At 64.5% G+C, this 20,758-nt stretch carries 18 protein-coding genes and 1 pseudogene; 10 read left to right on the top strand and 9 right to left on the bottom strand.

Annotated elements, in window-relative coordinates; translation table 11 throughout:
* Nucleotides 1-25 precede the first annotated feature (25 nt).
* Nucleotides 26-244: a YXWGXW repeat-containing protein gene (locus VXM69_RS09290; RefSeq protein ID WP_049031193.1), complete on the top strand. Its 219-nt coding sequence runs from the start codon at nt 26-28 to the stop codon at nt 242-244.
* A 70-nt stretch (nt 245-314) separates the two neighbouring features.
* On the opposite strand, the gene VXM69_RS09285 is transcribed toward VXM69_RS09290, so the two are convergent.
* From VXM69_RS09285 to VXM69_RS09270, 4 genes are all read right to left on the bottom strand, one after another.
* A complete protein-coding gene (locus VXM69_RS09285) occupies nt 315-1,511 on the bottom strand; it encodes a tyrosine-type recombinase/integrase (RefSeq protein ID WP_367188467.1) in 1,197 nt (398 codons plus the stop codon).
* A 172-nt stretch (nt 1,512-1,683) separates the two neighbouring features.
* Nucleotides 1,684-2,130, bottom strand: coding sequence for a hypothetical protein (locus VXM69_RS09280; protein ID WP_059556594.1), 447 nt, complete (start codon nt 2,128-2,130; stop codon nt 1,684-1,686).
* A gap of 166 nt (nt 2,131-2,296) precedes the next feature.
* Nucleotides 2,297-2,461 carry a hypothetical protein gene (locus VXM69_RS09275; RefSeq protein WP_226103898.1) on the bottom strand — a complete coding sequence of 55 codons (165 nt, stop codon included), beginning with the start codon at nt 2,459-2,461 and terminating at the stop codon, nt 2,297-2,299.
* A 105-nt stretch (nt 2,462-2,566) separates the two neighbouring features.
* Entirely contained in the window at nt 2,567-2,728 is a 162-nt protein-coding gene (locus VXM69_RS09270) for a hypothetical protein (RefSeq protein WP_241012848.1), read from the bottom strand.
* A gap of 138 nt (nt 2,729-2,866) precedes the next feature.
* Here VXM69_RS09270 and VXM69_RS09265 point away from each other — a divergent pair, with 138 nt between their 5' ends.
* Nucleotides 2,867-3,247: a DUF4377 domain-containing protein gene (locus VXM69_RS09265; RefSeq protein ID WP_049036095.1), complete on the top strand. Its 381-nt coding sequence runs from the start codon at nt 2,867-2,869 to the stop codon at nt 3,245-3,247.
* 9 nt (nt 3,248-3,256) lie between these two features.
* Here VXM69_RS09265 and VXM69_RS09260 read toward each other — a convergent pair whose 3' ends face one another.
* Nucleotides 3,257-4,645, bottom strand: a complete 1,389-nt coding sequence (locus tag VXM69_RS09260) for a DHA2 family efflux MFS transporter permease subunit (protein WP_049036097.1) — start codon at nt 4,643-4,645, stop codon at nt 3,257-3,259.
* A gap of 750 nt (nt 4,646-5,395) precedes the next feature.
* On the opposite strand from VXM69_RS09260, the gene VXM69_RS09255 reads away from it, so the two are divergent.
* Entirely contained in the window at nt 5,396-6,073 is a 678-nt protein-coding gene (locus VXM69_RS09255; protein ID WP_080287996.1) for a hypothetical protein, read from the top strand.
* A gap of 224 nt (nt 6,074-6,297) precedes the next feature.
* Here the strand turns inward: VXM69_RS09255 and VXM69_RS09250 are convergent, their stop codons facing one another.
* Nucleotides 6,298-8,463 carry a hypothetical protein gene (locus VXM69_RS09250; protein WP_367188466.1) on the bottom strand — a complete coding sequence of 722 codons (2,166 nt, stop codon included), beginning with the start codon at nt 8,461-8,463 and terminating at the stop codon, nt 6,298-6,300.
* A gap of 582 nt (nt 8,464-9,045) precedes the next feature.
* Between VXM69_RS09250 and VXM69_RS09245 the strand changes: the two genes are divergently transcribed.
* Nucleotides 9,046-9,129, top strand: coding sequence for a hypothetical protein (locus VXM69_RS09245; protein WP_241012851.1), 84 nt, complete (start codon nt 9,046-9,048; stop codon nt 9,127-9,129).
* Between the two features lie 319 nt (nt 9,130-9,448).
* Here the strand turns inward: VXM69_RS09245 and VXM69_RS09240 are convergent.
* The 3 genes and pseudogenes from VXM69_RS09240 to VXM69_RS09230 form a co-directional block, all read right to left on the bottom strand.
* Nucleotides 9,449-9,565 (bottom strand): annotated as a pseudogene (locus VXM69_RS09240) (transposase); the annotation flags it as partial.
* Between the two features lie 248 nt (nt 9,566-9,813).
* Entirely contained in the window at nt 9,814-10,752 is a 939-nt protein-coding gene (locus tag VXM69_RS09235; protein WP_034191654.1) for a response regulator, read from the bottom strand.
* 67 nt (nt 10,753-10,819) lie between these two features.
* On the bottom strand, nt 10,820-14,257 hold the full coding sequence (locus tag VXM69_RS09230; RefSeq protein ID WP_367188465.1) for an ATP-binding protein: 3,438 nt from the start codon (nt 14,255-14,257) through the stop codon (nt 10,820-10,822).
* A 224-nt stretch (nt 14,258-14,481) separates the two neighbouring features.
* On the opposite strand from VXM69_RS09230, the gene urtA reads away from it, so the two are divergent.
* The 6 genes from urtA (at nt 14,482) to fmdA (ending at nt 20,743) form a co-directional block, all read left to right on the top strand.
* Nucleotides 14,482-15,756, top strand: coding sequence for an urea ABC transporter substrate-binding protein (gene urtA, locus VXM69_RS09225; protein WP_034191285.1), 1,275 nt, complete (start codon nt 14,482-14,484; stop codon nt 15,754-15,756).
* A 55-nt stretch (nt 15,757-15,811) separates the two neighbouring features.
* Complete coding sequence (gene urtB, locus VXM69_RS09220; protein WP_034191655.1) at nt 15,812-16,729, top strand: urea ABC transporter permease subunit UrtB; 918 nt, start codon at nt 15,812-15,814, stop codon at nt 16,727-16,729.
* A gap of 73 nt (nt 16,730-16,802) precedes the next feature.
* A complete protein-coding gene (urtC, locus tag VXM69_RS09215) occupies nt 16,803-17,972 on the top strand; it encodes an urea ABC transporter permease subunit UrtC (protein ID WP_069704714.1) in 1,170 nt (389 codons plus the stop codon).
* Nucleotides 17,973-17,975: 3 nt separating this feature from the next.
* Nucleotides 17,976-18,719: an urea ABC transporter ATP-binding protein UrtD gene (urtD, locus tag VXM69_RS09210; protein WP_034191287.1), complete on the top strand. Its 744-nt coding sequence runs from the start codon at nt 17,976-17,978 to the stop codon at nt 18,717-18,719.
* A gap of 34 nt (nt 18,720-18,753) precedes the next feature.
* Entirely contained in the window at nt 18,754-19,443 is a 690-nt protein-coding gene (urtE, locus tag VXM69_RS09205; protein ID WP_367188464.1) for an urea ABC transporter ATP-binding subunit UrtE, read from the top strand.
* 61 nt (nt 19,444-19,504) lie between these two features.
* Complete coding sequence (gene fmdA / locus VXM69_RS09200) at nt 19,505-20,743, top strand: formamidase (RefSeq protein WP_049036105.1); 1,239 nt, start codon at nt 19,505-19,507, stop codon at nt 20,741-20,743.
* The last annotated feature ends 15 nt before the right edge of the window (nt 20,744-20,758 follow it).

Below are 20,758 nucleotides of genomic sequence, written 5' to 3'. Positions count from 1 at the left end.
CATGACATAACAGGGAGAATTGATGATGAAGATCCGGACCGTTTCGTTGGCCATGCTGGTGAGCGCGAGTGCCGTGCTGATGTCCGCCTGCGTGGTCGAACCCGTGCGGCCGCCGCAGCCGGCGCCCGTCGTCGAAGTGGCGCCGCCGCCACCGGCGCCCGGTTATCGTTGGGCGAAGGGGCATTACCGGTGGGCCGGCAATCACTGGGCGTGGGTGCCCGGGCACTGGGTGGCCGTGTACTGACCTCGCGTGACGTGCCGAGCGACGGGGAGGCCGGGAAGCGGGGGCGCGTATTGGCGCGGCGGCACGCCGCCTAGTCCCACCCGATCCGGTGTTTCTCCTCCGTTTCGCGATGCCGCCAGTCGTCGTCCGCGTGCAGGTACTGGCTCGTCGTCGTGAGCGATGCGTGGCCGAGGTTGTCGCGCACGAGCCGCAGGTCGACGCGGCCGTCGGCCATGTGCGAGCCCGCGCTGTGACGCAGCCAGTGCGCGGACGCCTGTTCGAGCACGCGCGCCTGGTGGTCGCCGGCTGCGCCGTTCGCACGCAACCGGTCGGCCGCCTGCCGGAATACCTGCTTCACGATCCGGTGCAGCGCCGCGCGCGTGAGCGGCTTGCGTACCTGGCCGGCCGGCAGCACGAGCGGCGTCGGTTCGCCGTCGGACGGCAGCGCCGGCATCCCGTGGGCGCGCCGGTAGCGCGCCAGCTCGGCCATCATCTCGTCGGTGGCCGGCACGAGCCGCTGCCGGCCACCCTTGCCCGTCACGTCGAGCCACCAGCGATCGTGCCCGTTCGCGTCGCGCCGGCAGAAGAACTGGCCCATCGTCGTGTCGGCCGCTTCGGTGATGCGCAGCCCGCCGAGATACAGCAGCGTGAACAGCCAGCGCGCGCGATCCGCATGGAAGCGCGTGCGCGCATCGTCGCGCGGCATCGCGGCGATCGCCTCCTTGACCGACTGCCACAGCGGCTGCCCGAGATGGCGCGTGACGCGCGGCGCGGGACGGCGCTGGCGCTGCCGCGACAACGCGAGCGGATTGCCGGCCAGATAGCCGGCCTGCACGAGCCACGAGAACATCACGTTCAGGATCACCAGCGCCTGCCGCTGGCTGGCCGGCGACAGCGGCCCGTAGAACGGCCGCCAGCGCGGATCGTCGCGCGGATGCTTGCGGCCGCCGTTCGCGCACCACAACTCGGCAGGTGCCGGCGCGAGCAGGAACTGCCGGTAGACGACGAGATCCTCGTGCGTGAGCGACGACAGCGGCTTGCCGCATGCGATCACGGCCCACAGCAGCAGGCGTTCGGCTTCCTTGCGGTAGTTCTGGAACGTGGTCGGCGTGTCGACGAAGCGCGCGAGCCACGCGCGCACGGCGTCGAGATCATGGGTTGCGGCGATCTGCGGATGCGCGTTGCCCGAGCGGTTGGTGCCCGTGCGGCCATCGAGCGCCGCCGGCACGGTCAGCGCATCGATCGGCAGCGGGCGCAGCACGGCGTCGGACGGAACGGGAGAGGGCATGCGAGGGGCGGCGCGTTGCGCGAACCGCGCGGACCTGGCCGGGCGGACGATGGCAACGCGTCAAAGCGTATCGGGAAGCGCCGATGGTACCTGAACGGGGCGCGGCAAAGAAAGCGGCGAGTACCGATCGCGATGATCCCGGTCAGCTGGTCGACCGGGTGACGGGCACGGCCTACAGCGGGCGCCGTTCCCCAAACCACTTCCTGCTGTTCGGCGTCAATAGCAGCAGCGCGGCGATGACCAGCAGGCAATCCGCCAATCGAAGGGTGGAGCCGGGTGCGTGTTCAAGCATCGAGCGCGTGCTGAGTGCGAGGCTGAGCGAGATCCATCCGAGCGTCCACGTTCTGGCCCAGCGCCTTTGACGGCCCAGGTTGAAGAGCAAGATCCCGCCGATCGCGGGAGCGGCGACCATCGGCAGCATCCATGCGATGCCTGCCCAGAACATGGGCTTGACGTGAATCGCAAGGAGTACTTCAGGGTGTCGAATCGTGTCGATTATCCCGCGTGCCGCATTGAAACTCGTGATGCACCACACGACGAAGAGCATCAGCCACGCGCCCAGCGTCGCGCCGGGCATCCGTTCCGCAAAGATCGAACGTCTGATCGTTCGGAGTGCCATCTCGTTTGCCCTCGAATCGGATTGGCCGGCCGATGCGGCGGCTCTTGTCGCCCGCGCCGGTTTCGGCTGTCGGGTTGGCTTGTGCCGGCCGATTATGGGGCCACGCGGAACGAGCATGCAACGTGTTTCAGGCATGCCGGTCGCGGTACAGCGGCCATCGTGCGCGTCACCCCAGCGACAGCCCGCTGTTCAACGACATCCGCACCAGCGTTGCCTGCCGCGTGATGCCCGTCTTCGAAAAGATCGCACGCAGGTACGGGCGCGCGGTGTTCTTGCTGATCGCGAGCGCCAGCACGGTCTCGGCCGGCGTGAGGTCGAACGGCTTGCGCACGACGTCGTGCGGCGTCTGCGACTTGCGCTCGGCATCGCGGATGAAGATCGCGCGCCGGCCCGCGCGGATCGTCCCCGGACCACTCGCTCAACCGTACCGCCCGGATCAGCACGCCGAGAGGGGCTTGCCGGACGGGCGCGACACCGCAATCGCGTGCGCGACCGATAGCGTGATGACACCCGTGCGTTCCGCGCGCACCTGGCGGATCAGCTTCTGCCGCTTGCGGTCCTCCAGCGGATACGACGCTTCGGGCGTGCCGCCGCGCACGCGCGGGCCGTCGCATTCGGCGAAGATCTCGTCCGAGGCAAAATGCGGGTGGTCAGATGCGTTTTGTAAGGTAATTGTGAACTTTCTCGCCGCGCGGGTCGTCTAATCGGCCCTCCAATGCTCCCAGAGGAACCTCAGATGATTCACAAGACCCGAACGCTGCTCGGCGCGGCCGTCATTGCCGGCAGCACGCTCCTCGCCGGATGCCAGACCGACGCGGCCGCCACGGCATCCGGTGCTGCCCGCGCGCCCGACGCCAGGCCCGTGACCAAGACCGTCTACGTCGCGCCGCAGTCCGCGCGCTGCACGGGCGTCGCGCCGATGGAGTGCCTGCAGGTGCGCGGCAGTCCGAGCGAGCCGTGGAGCCTGTGGTACGCCGGCATCGAAGGGTTCGCGTACCAGCCCGGTTACCTGTACACGCTCGAAATCGACGAATACCGCGTCGCGCAGCCGCCGGCCGACGGCTCGTCGATCCGCTGGGTACTCAAGCGCGTCGTCGAACGCCGTCAGGCGAACTGACGGCGGCGTTCATGCCGAGGGCCGCGCCGCCGCACCGGCCGGCGGCGCGGCCGTATCGATCCGCCGGAACACGGCGGACGACAGCAGCGTCACCGCCCCCATGCACGCGAACGACAGCATGAACCCGTGCGCCATCGAGCCCCAACCGGCGGCGAACAGGTTCACGAGCCCGCCGCCGATCGACACGCCCAGGCCCATCGCGAGCATCTGCATCATCGTGAACAGGCTGTTGCCGCTGCCGGCGTCGGCATGCGACAGCCCCTTGAGCGTCACGCCGTTCATCGCCGCGAACTGCATCGAGTTCGCCGTGCCGAACACGATCAGCAGCACGCCTTCCAGCACCGGCGCGGGCCGTGCCGATACCAGCGCGAATCCGGCGATCGCGCAGCCGACGATCGCCGTGTTCACGACCAGAAACGCCGCATAGCCGAACCGCTTCACGAGCGGCGCGATCCAGCGTTTCGCGATCACGCCCGCGATCGCGGCCGGCAGCATCATCAACCCCGACTGCAGCGGCGTATAGCCGAGCTGCACCTGCATCAGCAGCGGCAGCAGGAACGGCACCGAACTCGTGCCGATCCGGCACAGCAGGTTGCCGAGCAGCCCGGACCCGAAATTCGGCTCGCGGAACAGTCCGAGCCGGAACAGCGGCTGCGCGCGCCGCCTCGCATGCGGCAGGTACGCGAGCGCGCTCGCGAGGCCGACCACGGCGAGCCCGGCCGCCCACGCGGCACGATGTGCAGGCATCGGCGGGTCGATCGCGAGCGACAGCGCGATCATCGCGGCCGACAGCAGCGCGCAGCCGACGAAGTCGAACGGCGGCGGCTGCGTCGCCTGGTCGTGCGGCAGGTAGCGCTGTACCGCGATGAAGCCGACCACGCCGACCGGCACGTTGACGATGAACACCCAGTGCCATGAAATCGCCTGTGTGAGCCAGCCGCCGAGCGTCGGCCCGACGATCGGGCCGAGCTGGCCGGCGATCGACACGAACGCGATCGCCGCGACGTACTGTTCGCCCGGCACGCGACGCAGCACGGCGAGCCGCCCGATCGGCAGCAGCATCGAGCCGCCGATGCCCTGCACGGCGCGCGCGACGACGAGCTGGCCGAGCGTATGGGACGCCGCGCAGCCGATCGACGCGAGCACGAACACGAGGATCGCGACCGAAAACACGCGGCGCGTGCCGAACCGGTCGGCGAGCCAGCCGGACGCCGGCGTGAGCATCGCCATCATCAGCGTGTAGGCGACCACGACGGGCTGCATCGCGAGCGGCGACGCATGCAGGCTTTGGGCGATCGAAGGCAGCGCGGTGTTGACGATCGTCGTGTCGAGCGACTGCATGAAGAACGCAGCGGCGACGATCCAGAGCAGCGCGGAGTGTGTGGGTTCCCGGGACATGGCGAAAGGCAGGGTACGACGGCCGGGCCGGCGTCGTGCCGGCCTTCAGGCGTTCGATGGTACCGATTCCGGCGGCTGTCGGGAAGCCGTCCGCGCGTGCCCGGCCCGATGGCCGCGTCCGTCTCCACGGACAAGATGCATGCGCACGCATCGGTATTCACCCTGCCTCGCCATGTGCGGAGTGGCATCGGCGTCGTTTGCGCCCGTTTCGAGGGCACACTTTTGCAACGTTTTTCCAGCGCATTCCTCTGCACACGATTGATCGCCATGGCGACGCGCGTGCGCTGACGGCCGTCCGGCCTCGTTTCACAGGCATCGCGCGATCGGCGTGCAAGACCGTCAATCGCGTCTTTCGGCCTGGCGCTCCGAATACGGATACGTTCCTGAAACATTTTCCCGTCATCGCGACCCGCGTTGCCGCCCGTGCGCGCCGGTCACGCTTTCCCCGCTTCGATTTGCGCCGCATGGCACGTGGCTTGCGGTTGACCCGGTGCCGCCGGTGCAGACGGATTCGCCAGAACGATTGCACATCGGCGGCATGTAACGACATCGAAACAAACCGGGGATCGGATCGGGGCGCGGGGCGTCGTGTGCCGCGACGCAGGCGCCGCGCATGTCGTATCGGTCATGCGCACGGGGCAACGCGTTCCCGATCCGTCGAACAGCAAGCTTGCTTGCAGGGTGTCGTGCCGGGGTTCGCACCGCGCATCGCGACGAAGGCCGCGTGCGGCGGGGCGTCGCGCCCGGCACATGTCGGGGGAGGCGCCCATGAAAACGACAGTGAACCAATGGGCATTCATCGCGGTGGTGTTTGCCGCGAGTGCGCACGCGCAGGAAATCTACCTGCAGGGCGGTACGCAGGGCGTCGGCATCGGTGCGGCCGTCAGCTTCAATTCGATGCTGGGCGCGCATGCGGATTTCAATGCGATCGATCTTTCGCATGACTTCACGGTGGCCGGCAATCGCTATCAGGACGACCTGAAGCTGCGTCAGGGCGGTTTGTACGCGGACATCTTTCCGTGGCGCGGCAGCGGCTTCCGCGCGACGCTCGGGTTGCGCTTCAACGACGACGAGCTTCGCGGCGTGTCGGTACCGACCAACGGCACGTACGTGTTCGGCGGCAAGCGCTATCCGGCGTTGCCGGGGATGTATGCGGTCGCGCAAGCGCGTTATCCGACCGTGATGCCGTACGTAGGAATCGGCTACGGGCACCGGCCGGCGTCGAAAGGGCTCGGATTCGTCGCCGATATCGGCGTCGCGTACGGGATTCCGAAATGTTCGTACTCGCTGTCGCCGGAACTGGCCGCCGCGGCCGGACCGGCGAAGAGCCAGATCCTGGTCGCGAGCGGGCTTGATCAACTGCGACAGGTGATGTCGCGATACCGGTGGTATCCGGTCTTGCAGATCGGGATTTCGTACCGGTTTTAGCGACTTGTTTTGAGAAATCGTAACTAGTGGAAAAGAACCCTTGTGGTTACGGGTTTTTTGCTATTTGCGTTTTATATGCTGATTGCGAGTCAGCCGCCCATGTCGACGTAACTGCGCGCGCCCTGAGCGTGAATCACGGTCGGACATACGCGCCTGCCCCGCGCCTTGCATATCGCGCAGCGGCCGCATGCCACGTTGAACTGCACGGACACCAAGCCGCCCTTCTACAGGTTCGTGACGTCGGAACCGATCTCGACGGCTTCAACGGTGACTTCATGGCGAGGACGAGCGGACTGTCGCGCTGCGATTCCTGCCGTGGGCACCACAGGTTCACGTGGCACGATGAACAGGCTGGCAAAGCGAAAGTCGTTGTCGCCGAGATCAGCGTTGCGTGCGATCCGCACGTAGTTGACGCCGGGCGCGAACGGAAAGACGTCGTTTGTCTCGTAATAGTGAAAGGCTCGACCATCCTCGCCGAGCAGCGCGGGGCTGCCTTCGCGCGAGGCCAATGCGGCGGTGGCGAGCACGCGTTGCCCAATATGCGCCGTGAGCGTCAGATTGACGAACGTGTCCGAGGTCGTCCTCACGTCTGCCAGCAACGGGACAAGGCGGCAGGCGATCGGTGCCGCGGTGCGGTTCGTCACGACGAAGGTCAGATGCTTGCCGACCAGGATCGACTTGCCGATCATCACGTCCGGATAAGCGGCCGGCGAGCCGAGTGTCGACGAATCCGCCAGGCTGAAACCGCAGGTCAAGTCGAGTTCGAGCCCGACGTCGGCGCCATGCAATTCCGCGAGTTGCGACGCGGACGAGTAGTGTCGCAGTGCCATGCCGGCATATGGAACGCTGCGGCCCGAATCCTCGCGACACGTCTTGTCGGAATAGGTGCCCGGTGCGGTCAGGAACGCCGAAACGAAATAACCCGGCTCGAGTTTCGCCGCGTTGCCGGGTGTATACGACTGGATGTAATCCGGGTTGTCGACCAGATCGAGGACGTTGCCGTATCCGTCGGTTGCCGCCGAATAGCGCGTGCCGGTGCCGTCCTGCACCTGCAGCGCATAGAGAAACTGGTTTTCGTTACGGAAGAAGTTCGCCCCCCGCACGGACGCTTTCCAGATGCAGCCGAGACCATCCGTCAACTCGCCCGCCGACTGATTCGCGGCGAACGAGTGCCGAATCGCGAGCAGGCTGCCCGACACGCCGTCGAAGCCGCCGGTGCAACCTTGCGCGTCGATGTGTGTCGATCGGCCTGCGCCGTCGACGAATGTCTGATTCATGCGGACGACGCACGGATCGCCGCCGTAACCGCAATGGCAGATTGCGAGCAGATCCGTCACGTACGACGTGCGAGACGGCAGCGTTGCGTCAGCCGTGCTGCGTACGACGTCGTGCGTGTAGATCTCCATCGAGTTGCGGAAGTCGATCTTCTTCCGGTGCGTAGCCGTGAAGTAGCTCTTCGCCGATTCGAGAAACCTCGCATGACCGAGCGTATAGAAGTTGCGGACGTAGTCGTTCTTTTTGTCCGGATCGGAAAGCGAGTTCAGGTGCCCGGCGAGCACTTTCTGCATGGCATTCTGGTACTGGTAGATCTTCTCGCGCATCTCGCCCAGTGTCGCGGCGACCGTGTCGGGCGCAAGAGAGAGCTGGTCGCGCATCGACAGGTACACGCCGTACATCGAAACCTGCGCGCCGCAGGCGAGTGCGTGCATCGTCAACCCCTGATATTCGGAACCCTTGATCAGGAACATCGGCGTGAGCATCGTGCAACCGCTCCAGAACGCGGCGAACTTCGCGGTGATGGCGTCCACCATCGACGCCGAATAGGGCGGCGAGTTTCTTCGCACGAATTCGACGAGGAAGTGCAAGTCGTCGTTGATGCCCGCCAGCGTTTGACGCATGATCTCGACGTTGTTTTTCGAAATCTCGTCCGTCGCGATGCGACGGATTATCGTTTCCTCATCCGGCCCGCGCTCGAATAGCGTATTCAGGTGGTTGAACAACAGGTTCAACACTTCGCCGACGAGCGGCCCGGCGGCCGGAATGAACGATGCGAGCGCCTTGATCGTGACTTCGCCGAATGCGATGAGCCCCGGCAGGGTATTGGTCGACAACGCTGCATTGACGATATCCACGATTGCGATTGTCGCCGGCTGGTATTGCTCGATCTGGGTCTTGATTTCGCCGAGCTTCATTTTGAAGCCGGGAACCAGCAAGTCGTTTTCATCGAAAGCATGGACGGGCGGGGCGGCATTTCCCTCGAGCCCCGAGGCGATCGCGCGCGATCGGGCCGATGGCGTGCCGTCATCGCCGCCGCACGCGGCGAGCAGCGGCAGCACTGCACTGCATGCGCTGTACATCAGGAAGGCTCGTCGGTCGATTCGAGGTGTCATCGCGTCTCCGTAGGACAGTAACGGTGTCACGTGCGGCCAGTGCAATCGGCGACGAACTGGCGGACGTGCGGGTACCCGGCGTACCGGGGAACGGGAGCGGATGCGGGGAGCGGCGGTTCGGTTGCCGCCTGCGTGCAGAGAGAGGACGTCGTGATTCTCGACCTCGTGAAGTAGGGGAACGGTAGCATATTCATTGTCGAATCGTCAACGAATGTGAACCTTTAAAGTATTTAGTTAAACGAAATGACTGTTGACTACATGGTCGCCAGTTTGTATCCCGCATATTTGACTTATTGAAATTTGTGTAGTGGGTAGTTAAACCTAGCTATGCGATGAGTCGAGCTGTCATCGGTAAAGGCTCGCCACAACAGGGAACAGGGTTGTGCAGTGAGCAACTGGAACGGATGAGCGGCTTCGATTGCATGGCCGATTGCGATGCATGATCAAACGCAGTTCGCGATCTCCGCTGGACTGCGGCGGAGCGCGCTTCGTTCGCAGCGATTTACATGATGAAGTTCCTGCAACCCGTACGAGGGAACACACATTCGTATCGGCAAGCGAGGCGACCGACATCTCCGTACCTTGCTCATACACGGTGCTCGCGCGGTACTCCGAACCGCACCAACCAGACATGACAAGAAGCACGCCTGGGCTCTCGCATCGTAATGCCAGACGACGCGCCAATCGGGCCATGGTTGCGATCGCGAACAAGATTGCATGTGTGATCTGGTCGGCCGGTCGTATCGGAAATCAGTGTGGCAACGTCACCAGCGATGCGTTGGCGAATTGACGAGTTGCGCTCCGGTCGATCCGGGCGAGCAGGGAACCAGGCTCTTATAACGGTCCCTGAGGTCTGCCAGTTGTCGAGGCCCGCACGCGTGGAATTCCGGTTGGGCGCTGGGCGATGCCCTGACGCCGGATGGAGGGACACAATCGACTTCCGTGTCTGTCAACTTCCGTTTGCTGTTGGGAGCAGTCCATGGATGTAGAAAATCGCGTCGCTGATCCCCGTCTTGCGGCAGACCTCCGCGACAGGCGTGCCCCGCGCGGCCTGCCTCGACGCGTATGTGGTCTGCTCTTCGGTGAACTTGCTCTTCTTCACGGCATGACCTCCTGGTCTGAATGACAACGTCATGCCGGAATTTTCCACTGTCAACTGGGACAGTGTTGCGGGCTCGCCTCATTCGCCGAAGCTGTCTCTTCGGCGCGTTTGCGTTGGTGTCGTCACGACGGAGCCGCGGCGCAGGCGGCTGGCGCGCCGCGCTACGGGATAGCGCCGCACGTACCGTTCGCCAGGGCGAGAGGCACGGTATCGGTGTAGACGAAGGACGAGTCCGGAATTGACGCTCTTCAGGCACGTTCGAGCATTTTGATCGCTGCGGCGGCTGCGCCTGCGCGGGTCTCGACATGTAGCTTGCGGAACAGGTGTTCAAGATGCTTGTTCACCGTGCGCGGGGCTATGCCGAGAATGTCGCCGATATCGCGGTTTGTCTTGCCGTGCGACACCCACAGCAGCACTTCGGCTTCCCGTATGGTCAGGCCGAAGCGTTCGGCGAGCGCATTGCAATGCGCCGTGTCGTCTCTTTCCTTGAGGATCACGATCCATTCGCCCGGTTCCGGACCGAGCGTCGCACTGGCCGAGCGACGTATCTGGCCCGTGCTGACTTCGTGCACGGCGTCCCCTTGGGCGCCGCGCGCGAGCCAGTCGATGAACCACATGCGCAGCGGGGCAGGCAGAGTCGGTGGCGCATCGGACCCGCGTGCGTTCTTGGTTTGCCCGGCATCGGCGGGGCCGTCATGCGTAGTCGCGTATGCGGCGATATGATGCGCAGCCTGCGGACTCTGCCACCGAATCGTGCCGTCCGCGCCGACGATCAGCGCCGCGCGTGTGTCGAGCGACAGTGCCGCCTCCGCGTACAACTGCGCACGTGAACGCCGTACGTGGGCGCCGATGCGCGCGCACAACTCCTCGGGCTGCACCGGTTTGGTCACGTAATCGATGCCGCCCACGCGAAAGCCGCGTACGACGTGCTCACTCTCCGTCAATGCGGTCATGAAGATGACGGGAAGATGCTCGTGCCGTCCGTCCTGCTTGATACGCAGGCATGTTTCGAAGCCGTCCATGTCGGGCATCATTGCATCAAGCAATACCACGTCGGGCGTCACGCGCGCGAGGCGTTTAAGCGCATCCTCGCCGGACAGGGCAACGATAACCGTGTAGCCGTGCGCCTGCAGCGTATCGGAAAGAAAAGCGAGGTTCTCCGGCGTGTCGTCGACGATCAGTATCATGGGCCGTTCGTGCAGCCACGCGGCCGGGTTGTCGGCGAGCGGGGAGGCCGCGATGGTGGTGCGTGCGTCACGCGTTCGAGCCGCGCGCGAGTCGGTCAAGTTCATGCTCGAGTTCCCTTAGCTGAAAACGTTCCGCCAACGAGCGCAACGCGTCGATTTGATGCCGCAACTCGGGCCAGGTCTCGCGCGCGGCGTCGAGCTGTTCGATCACGCCCTGTACGTAGCCGACTTCGAGATGCGCATGCAGGTGTTCGATGAGTTCGCGCGGCCACACGGCGAGCGCGAGCGGCTGCGTCGCGGCCGGTGCGTTTGCCGCCGGAAGTGAGCTCGCTTCGGTATCGGACGCAATCCAGTCGAGTGCAAGCAGTTGCGCAAGCTTGTCGAGCAGCAGATTCACCTGCAGCGGCTTGACCAGATAATCCTTGCATCCGGTCGCGCTTGCGCGATCGCGGTCATCGGCGAACGCGTTGGCGGAGAGCAGAACGATGGGCGCGTTCGACAACTGATTCTCGGAGATCAGGCGACTGGTTTCGTAGCCGTCCATCAACGGCATCGAAATGTCCATGATGATGGCGTCCGCCGTGTGCATGGCAAGCCAGCGCAGCGCATCGGTGCCGCTGGCCGCTTCAGCGACATCGAAGCCAAGCGGCGTGAGCAACTGCACGACGATGTCGCGCTGGTCGTCGAGGTCGTCGACGACGAGAATGGTGCGGCGCGCCCCCGTATAGCCGCGAATCGACGCGAGTTCGGTGCGTGTTTCGGCTGCCGTGTCAACGGCGGGGGCGAACAGGCGGACCACAAAGCGCGTGCCATGCCCGACTTCACTGTCCACTTCCAGGCTGCCGCCGAGCGCTTGCGTGAGCAGGCGGCAGATCGTGAGCCCGAGACCGGCGCCGTGATCGTACGCATGGGCTGCTTCACCGCGTTCGAACGGCAGGAACAGGCGCTCCAGTTCGCTGGGCGGGATGCCGGGGCCGGTATCGATCACCTCGAATTTGAGTGTATCGAGCACATGACTCACGCGCAGCGTGATCGTGCCGCTCGACGTGAAGCGGATCGCATTGCCGATCAGGTTGGTGAGGATCTGACTCATGCACTTCTGGTCCGTGCGCACGGTGGCGGGAAGCCGACCGACCGTCTGCACGTCGAATGCGAGTGCCTTTTCGAGCGCCTGTGGCCGCAGCATCGACGTAAGGTGGGCGACGAAATCGGCGAGGGATACCTTGGCAATGTTCAACTGAAGCTTGCCTGCCTCGATGCGCGCGATGTCGAGCAGCCCGTCGACGAGCGCGAGCAAATGCTCGCCGCTGCGATGGATCGTGCGCACGGCGTTGTAGCGCATCGGCGTGAGTTCTTCCTTCGCCTGCAGCAGCAATTGCGCGTAGCCGAGAATGCTGTTCAACGGAGTGCGCAACTCGTGGCTCAAACCGGAGACGTAACGGCTTTTGGCCTGATTGGCCGATTCCGCGGCGGCGGTCGCACGCTTGAGCGCCGCGTCGGTCTTCTGATGCGCGTCGATTTCAAGCATCAGCAATTCGTTTTGCCGCTGCGACTCTTCCTGCGTGACGCGGCGGTTTTCGCGCTCCAGCACGAACCACCAGGCCGCGATGCAGCCCACCAGCGAGAGCGAGAGAAAAATATTCAGGAAGCTACCCGAGAGCGCGCGGCCGATCGATGGTCCGGCGGCGATCATCGAAGTCGCGCTCTGCGACCAGATCAGATAGAGCACGCTGCCCAGCACCGCGAGCATGGCGAGCACGAGGCTCGCATAGTGAATGAGGCGCAGCGCGGCGGGGCCGAGTCGCGCGCCCGGCAGCACGCGGTGCAGCGCGCGGTCGGCCTGCGCGGCGAAGCGCGCGTGCGGTTTGCAGCGGTCGTGGCAGCGCGAGTCGAGCGAGCAGCACAGCGAGCAGATCGTGCCTCCATAGGCCGGGCAGTACGCCGTATCGTCCGGTTCGAAGGTGTTTTCGCAGATCGCGCAGCGCAGCGAGGTGGCGTCGCCGGTCGGTTGCGCGGCACGGGCAATGTAATAGCGCCCGCGCGTGAGTACCGCGAGCACGGGCGCGCACGCGAACGCCGCACCGAACGCGATGAACGACGACATCGCCTTGGCGAGCACGCCGAACAGGCCGCTATGCGCGAGCATCGCGACGGCGGCTGCGATCAGCATCGCACCGACGCCCACGGGATTCACATCGTAGAGATGCGCGCGCTTGAACTCGATATGTCGCGGGCTATAGCCAAGCGGCTTGTTGATGACGAGATCGGCGAACAACGCGCCGATCCACGCAATCGCGATGTTCGCGTAGAGCGACAGCACCTTGGCGATCGCATCGAACACGCCCATTTCCACGAGAAGCAACGCGATCATGACGTTGAACACGAGCCATACCACGCGGCCCGGATGGCTGTGCGTGAGCCGCGCGAAAAAATTGGACCAGGCGAGCGAGCCCGCATAGGCATTGGTCACGTTGATCTTCAACTGCGAGACGATCACGAACAGCGTCATCGCGGGCAGCGCCCAACTCGCGAGCCCCAACGGATCGAGCAGCAGATGATAGGCGACGAGGTACATCTGCGTAGGCTGGGTCGCGTGGCTCGCATCGACCTCGTACTGGAGCGCAATGAAGGCGAGGAATGCACCGCCCAGCATCTTGAGCGCGCCGGGTACGATCCAGCCCGGCCCCGTCGAGAGCAGCGCGAACCACCAGCGCGTGCGGTTCTTCGCGGTGAGCGGCGGCAGGAAGCGCAGATAGTCCACCTGTTCGCCCACCTGTACGATCAGCGCGAACACGACCGTCGATGCTTGACCGAAGGCAATCAGGCTGAAAGCGCGGCCCTGCGGCGCGAAACCCGCGAAGGTGGTCCACTGCGCGACCAGGTCGGGATGGTGCCACAGCACGGCTGCGTAGGGCAGCACGAACAAGACGAGCCACAGCGGCTGCGTCCAGCTTTGCAGGCGGTTGATCAGCGTGATGCCGAACATGACGATCGGAATCACCACGAGCGAACTCACGACGTAGGCGATCGCCAGGGAAATGTGGAAATACAGCTGGAGCGCAAGCGACATGATGGCCGCTTCGAGCGCGAAAAAAATAAACGTGAACACCGCGTACAGCAGCGAGGTGACCGTCGAGCCGATATAGCCAAAGCCTGCGCCGCGCGTGAGCAGATCCATGTCCACGCCGTAGCGCGCCGCGTAATAGCTGATGGGCAAACTGGTGAGCCAGATCAGCACGGACACGGCCGCGATGGCCCAGAGCGTGTTCGTGAAGCCGTAGTTGACGACGAGACTGCCGCCTATCGCCTCCAGCACCAGAAACGACACCGCGCCAATCGCCGTATTGGCCACCCGCAGCTCCGACCAGCGCCGGAACGAGCGCGGTGTGAAGCGCAGCGCGTAGTCCTCGAGGGTTTCGTCGCCAACCCAGGCGTTGTAGTCGCGGCGCACCTTGACGATGCGTTGCGTACCGGGCGCGCCCACTGACGGGTGACTCTGGGACATGAAGATGATCCGAAATGGTGCGAAAGCGGCACGAGCGGGGCGCGAACGGCGTCACGGCGGACCACACCGCTCAGGATCGCCCTGCAATGCAAATTACATTCCAGCACGCGCGCCGGGAATACGTCGATTGACGTATTTCGATCGTCAAATTGGCTTTCTACATTGCGTCCAACCTCGACCCAGCCCGCAGCGACCCGCATCGGGCACCCGATAAGGAGAACGTGATGTCCGCAGACGATCGACTCGATGACGATGCCCGGATGCCTTCGCCACTGCGCCGGAAAATGCTCGGCGGCCTGGCCGCCGCGCCGCTGATGGCGCTGGGCCTGCCGCGCGGCGCGTTTGCGCAAACGCCGCCCACGGCGAAGGTCAATACCACGGGCCTCGCGGTCACGGACACGACGGTGACGGTCGGCCAGCTTCATTCGGCCACCGGCACGATGGCGATTTCCGAAACCGGCTCAATCCAGGCCGAACGCCTCGCCATCGAGCAGATCAACGCGATGGGCGGCGTGCTCGGCCGCAAGGTGCAGATCATTCAGGAAGACGGCGCCTCCGACTGGCCGACCTTCGCCGAAAAATCGAAGAAGCTGCTGGAGAACGACCACGTCGCGGCGGTGTTCGGCTGCTGGACCTCGGCCTCGCGCAAGGCGGTGCTGCCGGTGTTCGAGAAGGATAACGGCCTGCTCTATTACCCGACCTTCTACGAAGGCCTCGAACAGTCGAAGAACGTGTTCTACACGGGCCAGGAAGCGACCCAGCAGATTCTCTGGGCGCTCGACTGGGCCTCGAACACCAAGAAGGCCAAGACGTTCTTTCTGATCGGCTCCGACTACATCTGGCCGCGCACCTCGAACAAGATCGCGCGCCGTCATATCGAACAGCATCTGCATGCGAAGGTGGCGGGCGAGGAGTATTACCCGCTCGGCACCACCGAGTTCGCGTCGCTGATGAACAAGATCAAGCTCGCGCGTCCGGACTGCATCTTCGCGACCGTGGTGGGCGGCTCGAACGTGGCGTTCTACAAGCAGCTCAAGGCCGCGGGCATCACGCCGCAGAAGCAGTTCCTGCTGACGCTGTCGGTGACCGAAGACGAAGTGCTCGGCATCGGCGGCGACAACTTCGCGGGTTTCTATTCGTCGATGAAGTACTTCCAGTCACTCGATAACGAGAACAACAAGAAGTTCGTCGCGGCGTTCAAGGCGCGCTACGGGCAGAAGTCGGTGATCGGCGACGTGACGCAGGCCGCCTATCTCGGCCCGTGGATCTGGAAGGCGGCGTGCGAGCGCGCGGGCAGCTTCGACGTGGACAAGGTGGTCGCGCATTCGGCCGGCATCGAGGTGGCGAACGCGCCGCAAGGGTACGCGAAGGTCGATGCGAACCACCACCTGTGGAGCCGCTCGCTGATCGGCGAAGGGCAGGCGAACGGCCAGTTCAAGGTCGTCGCGCAGTCGGAGCAGCCGATCCAGCCGAATCCGTTCCCGAAGGGCTATATGTAATCCGTCAACCGCAGCGGCGCGGCGGGCCATGATGCCGCCGCGCGAGGAGCGTTCGATGTCCGCTACCGATATTTTCAACATCACGCTGATGCAGGGCTTCGCCGGTCTGAGCCTCTTCAGCGTCCTGCTCCTGATGGGGCTCGGGCTCGCCGTGATCTTCGGCCAGATGGGCGTGATCAACATGGCGCACGGCGAATTCATGACGATCGGCGCCTATACGGTCTACATGTTTTCGTGGTTGTCGCAGAACGTCTGGCACGCGCTCACGCCCGTGTATTTCTTCTTCGCGATTCTCGCGGCGTTCGCGCTGGCCTTCGCGGCGGGCTGGCTCGCCGAATGGGCGCTGATTCGCCATCTGTACAAGCGCCCGCTCGACACGCTGCTCGCCACCTGGGGCCTGAGCCTCGGCATGCAGCAGGTGTTCCGGTCGACCTTCGGGCCGAAGGAGGTGAGTCCGGCGCTGCCCGACTGGCTGATGGGTTCGTGGGAGCCCACGCCCGGCCTCGACATTCCGGTGAGCGGCATGTTCGTGATGGGCCTCGCGCTGCTGATGACGGGCGGGCTGCTGCTCGCGCTTTATCGCTCGCGCTGGGGCTTGCGCGTGCGCGCCACGGTCGCGAACCGGCCGATGGCGAACGCGGCGGGCATCAACACGCAGCGTACCGACCGCATGACTTTCGCGATTGGCTGCGGTATCGCGGGCGTGGCGGGCGCGGCTTTCACGGCCATCGGCTCGACGGGGCCGACGAGCGGCTCGCTCTATATCGTCGATTCGTTTCTCGTCGTGACGTTTGGCGGCGCGGCTAGCCTGCTCGGTACCGTGGCGTCGGCATTCGGCATCGCGCAGATGCAGTCGATCAGCGAGTTCTTTCTCTCGGGCTCGATTGCGCGCGTGCTCACGCTGCTCACCGTCGTGGTGATTCTCATGCTGCGTCCGCAGGGCCTGTTCGCCTCGAAGGTGAGGCGAGTCTAAGCACAGCGGCTCACGTCAGCGCGCGTTCATGCGCAAGCCTCATTCACAGCTTCATTCGTATGGAGAGATGGACATGGAACCCATCCAACCCACGGCGGGCGGCGTATCGCCGCGATCCGGCCCGGGCGCGCCGCCGGCCGGCTGGCGGGCTCGCGCGGCGCGGCTCGACGCGTCGGGCTACGCGGGCATCGTGCTGCTTGCGCTGCTCATCGTGGTCGTGTTTCCGCTCGTGCTCGACACGTTCCGTCTGAACCTGATGGGCAAGTACCTGACTTACGCATTCGTGGCGATCGGCCTCGTGATCGCGTGGGGCTACGGCGGCGTGCTCAGTCTCGGCCAGGGCGTGTTCTTCGGCCTCGGCGGTTACGCGATGGCGATGTTTCTCAAGCTCGAAGCGTCCGATCCGGCCGCCACACGCACGCAGACCACGCCGGGCATTCCCGACTTCATGGACTGGAACCAGCTCACCGCGCTGCCCGCATGGTGGAAACCGTTTCATGGATTGCCGTTCTCGATACTCGCGGTGCTCGTCGTGCCGACGGCGCTCGCGTTCGTGATCGGCTACGCGATGTTCAAGCGGCGCGTGGGCGGCGTCTACTTCGCGATCATCACGCAGGCGGTTGCGCTGATCCTCTCGGTGCTCATCATCGGCCAGCAAGGCTATACGGGCGGCGTGAACGGCATCACCGACCTGCGCACGCTGCTCGGCTGGGACATCCGCACCGATCACGCGAAGCTGATCCTGTACTTCGTGAACGCCGCGCTGCTGATCGGCGCGCTGCTCGCCTGCCGCTACGTTCAGCGCAGCAAGCTCGGCACGCTGCTGCTCGCGATGCGCGACAAGGAAGACCGCGTGCGCTTCTCGGGCTACGACGTCGCCATGTTCAAGGTGTTCGCGTTCTGTCTCGCGGCGATGCTCGCGGCCGTCGGCGGCGCGATGTTCACGCTGCAGGTGGGCTTCATGTCGCCGTCGTTCGTCGGCATCGTGCCGTCGATCGAAATGGTGATCTACGCGGCCATCGGCGGGCGCATGTCGCTGGTCGGCGCGGTGTACGGCGCGATTCTCGTCAATCTCGGCAAGAGCTGGTTCTCGGAGAGCTTTCCGAACCTCTGGCTCTATCTGATGGCGGCGATGTTCATCGGCGTGGTGATGGTGTTTCCGAACGGGCTGGCGGGTCTGTACGAAGAGCATGTGCGCCCGCGCGTGAGACGTCTGCTCGGCGCGGCGAACAAGGAGGCGTGAAGCATGAGCAATACCGACTTTCTGCTCGCGATCGAAGACCTGACCGTGTCGTTCGACGGCTTCAAGGCGATCGATTCGCTCAATCTCTATCTCGAACGCGGCGAGTTGCGCGTGGTGATCGGCCCGAACGGCGCGGGCAAGACCACGCTGCTCGATCTCATCTGCGGCAAGACCAGGGAAACGGCGGGCAGCATCAAGTTCCGCAACGAGGAAATCACGAAGCTCGCGGAATTCCGCCGCGTGCGTCAAGGGATCGGCCGCAAGTTCCAGACGCCGTCGATTTACGAAAACCTGAGCGTGGCGCAGAACCTCGAAGTGTCGTTTCCGCGCGGTCGCAGCGTGTTTGGCGCGCTCGCCTATCGGGAGGACACCGAAGTGGCCGATCGCGTGCGCGACGTGGCCAGTGAAATCGGCCTCGCCGGCGCGCTCGATCTGGAAGCGGGGCTGCTTTCGCACGGCCAGAAACAGTGGCTCGAAATCGGCATGCTGCTGATGCAGGATCCGGAACTGTTGATGCTCGACGAGCCGATTGCCGGCATGAGCGTGCGCGAGCGCGAACTGACCGCCGACCTGCTCGACCGCATCTGCCGCAACCGCTCGATGATCGTGATCGAACATGACATGGCGTTTGTGGAACGCATCGCGCACAAGGTCACGGTCATGCATCAGGGGAAGATCCTCGCGGAAGGGCCGATGGCGCAGGTGCAGGCCGATCCGCGCGTGATCGACGTCTACCTCGGCCACTGAGTCGGCAATCGAACGACAACACGGAGAACACATCATGCTGGAAGTCGACGATCTCGTCGTCAGCTACGGTCAGAGCGAAGTGCTGCACGGCATCGGCTTTTCCGTTGCGCAAGGCGAAAGCGTGGCCGTGATGGGCCGCAACGGCATGGGCAAGACCACGTTGTTCAAGGCGCTGATCGGCATGCTGCCCGCCAATCGCGGCACGGTGCGCGTGGCCGGCGCCGACGTTTCGAAGGACGAGAGCTACCGCCGCGTGTCGAGGGGCATTGGCTACGTGCCGCAAGGCCGGCAGATCTTCGCGTCGCTGAGCGTCGAGGAAAACATTCGGACGGGCCTCGAAAACGCGCAGAGCCAGCAGGTGCCCGACGAACTTTACGCGTTGTTTCCCGTGCTGTTCGACATGAGAAAGCGCAAGGGCGGCAATCTCTCGGGCGGTCAGCAACAGCAACTCGCGATTGCGCGCGCGCTTGCAACCGACCCGAAAGTGCTGCTGCTCGACGAGCCGACCGAAGGCATCCAGCCGTCCGTCATCAAGGACATCGCCAGGGCGCTCAACCAGATTCGCACGAGCCGCAATATCGCCATCGTCGTCTCGGAGCAGGTGTTGAGCTTCGCGCTCGACGTGGCCGACCGCCTGTTCGTGATCGAGGGCGGCCGCTTCGTGCACCAAAGCACGCGTGACGCGGGCGACACCGACCGCATCCGCGAATACCTCTCCGTCTGAGCGCGGCGCGGCGTTCGCGCGCCGCGCCGTATGTCAATCCGCGAACCCAGGAGCCAATGCCATGCCCGAGACTCTCATCAAGGTCGATCTGAACCAGTCGGCCTACGAAAACGAACAGGTACACAACCGCTGGCACCCCGACATTCCGATGGCCTGCTGGGTGAAGCCCGGCGACGACTTCATTCTCGAAACCTACGACTGGACCGGCGGTTTCATCAAGAACGACGACAGCGCCGACGACGTGCGCGACATCGACCTGTCGATCGTGCACTTTCTCTCCGGCCCGGTGGGCGTGCAAGGCGCCGAGCCCGGCGACCTGCTGGTGGTCGACCTGCTCGACATCGGCGCGAAGGCCGACAGTCAGTGGGGCTTCAACGGCTTCTTTTCGAAGACCAACGGCGGCGGCTTTCTGACCGATCATTTCCCCAGCGCGCAAAAATCGATCTGGGATTTTCACGGTGTCTATACGCGTTCGCGCCATATTCCGGGCGTGAATTTCGCGGGCCTGATTCACCCGGGCCTGATCGGCTGCCTGCCCGATCCGAAATTGCTGGAGACCTGGAATGCGCGTGAAACCGGCCTGATCGCCACCGCGCCCGATCGCGTGCCGCCGCTCGCGAATCCGCCGTTCGCGGCCACCGCCCACATGGGCAAGCTCGCGGGCGAGGCGCGCGACAAGGCCGCCGCGCAGGGCGCACGCACGGTGCCGCCGCGCGAGCATGGCGGCAATTGCGACATCAAGGATTTGTCGCGCGGCTCGAAGGTGTTTTTCCCGGTCTACGTGGATGGCGCGGGCCTTTCGGTCGGCGACCTGCACTTCAGCCAGGGGGACGGCGAGATCACGTTCTGCGGCGCGATCGAAATGGCCGGCTGGGTGCACATGCGCGTGAATCTCATCAAGGGCGGCATGGCGAAATACGGGATTCGCAATCCCGTCTTTCAGCCCAGCCCGATCACGCCGACCTATAACGATTACCTCATTTTCGAAGGTATTTCCGTCGACGAGCAGGGTGGCCAGCATTATCTCGACGTCACCACCGCGTATCGCCAGGCGTGCCTGAACGCGATCGAGTATCTGAAGAAATTCGGTTATTCGGGCGCGCAAGCGTATTCGCTGCTCGGCTGCGCGCCGGTGCAGGGGCATATCAGCGGCGTGGTGGATATTCCGAACGCGTGCGCGACCTTGTGGCTGCCCACGCAGATCTTCGATTTCGACATTCGCCCGAATGCCGACGGCCCGATCCGGCACATCCAGGGCGGCGTGGATCTGCCGTGTTCGCCGGATCTCGCGAAGGCGTGAGCGGCACACTGAAAT

The sequence above is a fragment of the Burkholderia sp. Ed8 genome (assembly GCF_040761425.1).
Lineage (GTDB): Bacteria > Pseudomonadota > Gammaproteobacteria > Burkholderiales > Burkholderiaceae > Burkholderia > Burkholderia seminalis.
This window is presented reverse-complemented; position numbering and strand designations above follow the sequence as displayed.

Excerpts from the sequence above, each read along its gene's own strand:
- VXM69_RS09250 (WP_367188466.1), bottom strand. The coding sequence starts at position 8,463 with ATGACACCTCGAATCGACCGACGAGCCTTCCTGATGTACAGCGCATGC.
- VXM69_RS09230 (WP_367188465.1), bottom strand. The coding sequence starts at position 14,257 with ATGTCCCAGAGTCACCCGTCAGTGGGCGCGCCCGGTACGCAACGCATC.
- fmdA (WP_049036105.1), top strand. The coding sequence starts at position 19,505 with ATGCCCGAGACTCTCATCAAGGTCGATCTGAACCAGTCGGCCTACGAA.
- VXM69_RS09235 (WP_034191654.1), bottom strand. The coding sequence starts at position 10,752 with ATGATACTGATCGTCGACGACACGCCGGAGAACCTCGCTTTTCTTTCC.
- VXM69_RS09260 (WP_049036097.1), bottom strand. The coding sequence starts at position 4,645 with ATGTCCCGGGAACCCACACACTCCGCGCTGCTCTGGATCGTCGCCGCT.
- urtE (WP_367188464.1), top strand. The coding sequence starts at position 18,754 with ATGCTGGAAGTCGACGATCTCGTCGTCAGCTACGGTCAGAGCGAAGTG.
- VXM69_RS09265 (WP_049036095.1), top strand. The coding sequence starts at position 2,867 with ATGATTCACAAGACCCGAACGCTGCTCGGCGCGGCCGTCATTGCCGGC.
- VXM69_RS09255 (WP_080287996.1), top strand. The coding sequence starts at position 5,396 with ATGTCGGGGGAGGCGCCCATGAAAACGACAGTGAACCAATGGGCATTC.
- urtA (WP_034191285.1), top strand. The coding sequence starts at position 14,482 with ATGTCCGCAGACGATCGACTCGATGACGATGCCCGGATGCCTTCGCCA.
- VXM69_RS09290 (WP_049031193.1), top strand. The coding sequence starts at position 26 with ATGAAGATCCGGACCGTTTCGTTGGCCATGCTGGTGAGCGCGAGTGCC.
- urtD (WP_034191287.1), top strand. The coding sequence starts at position 17,976 with ATGAGCAATACCGACTTTCTGCTCGCGATCGAAGACCTGACCGTGTCG.
- urtC (WP_069704714.1), top strand. The coding sequence starts at position 16,803 with ATGGAACCCATCCAACCCACGGCGGGCGGCGTATCGCCGCGATCCGGC.
- VXM69_RS09280 (WP_059556594.1), bottom strand. The coding sequence starts at position 2,130 with ATGGCACTCCGAACGATCAGACGTTCGATCTTTGCGGAACGGATGCCC.
- urtB (WP_034191655.1), top strand. The coding sequence starts at position 15,812 with ATGTCCGCTACCGATATTTTCAACATCACGCTGATGCAGGGCTTCGCC.
- VXM69_RS09285 (WP_367188467.1), bottom strand. The coding sequence starts at position 1,511 with ATGCCCTCTCCCGTTCCGTCCGACGCCGTGCTGCGCCCGCTGCCGATC.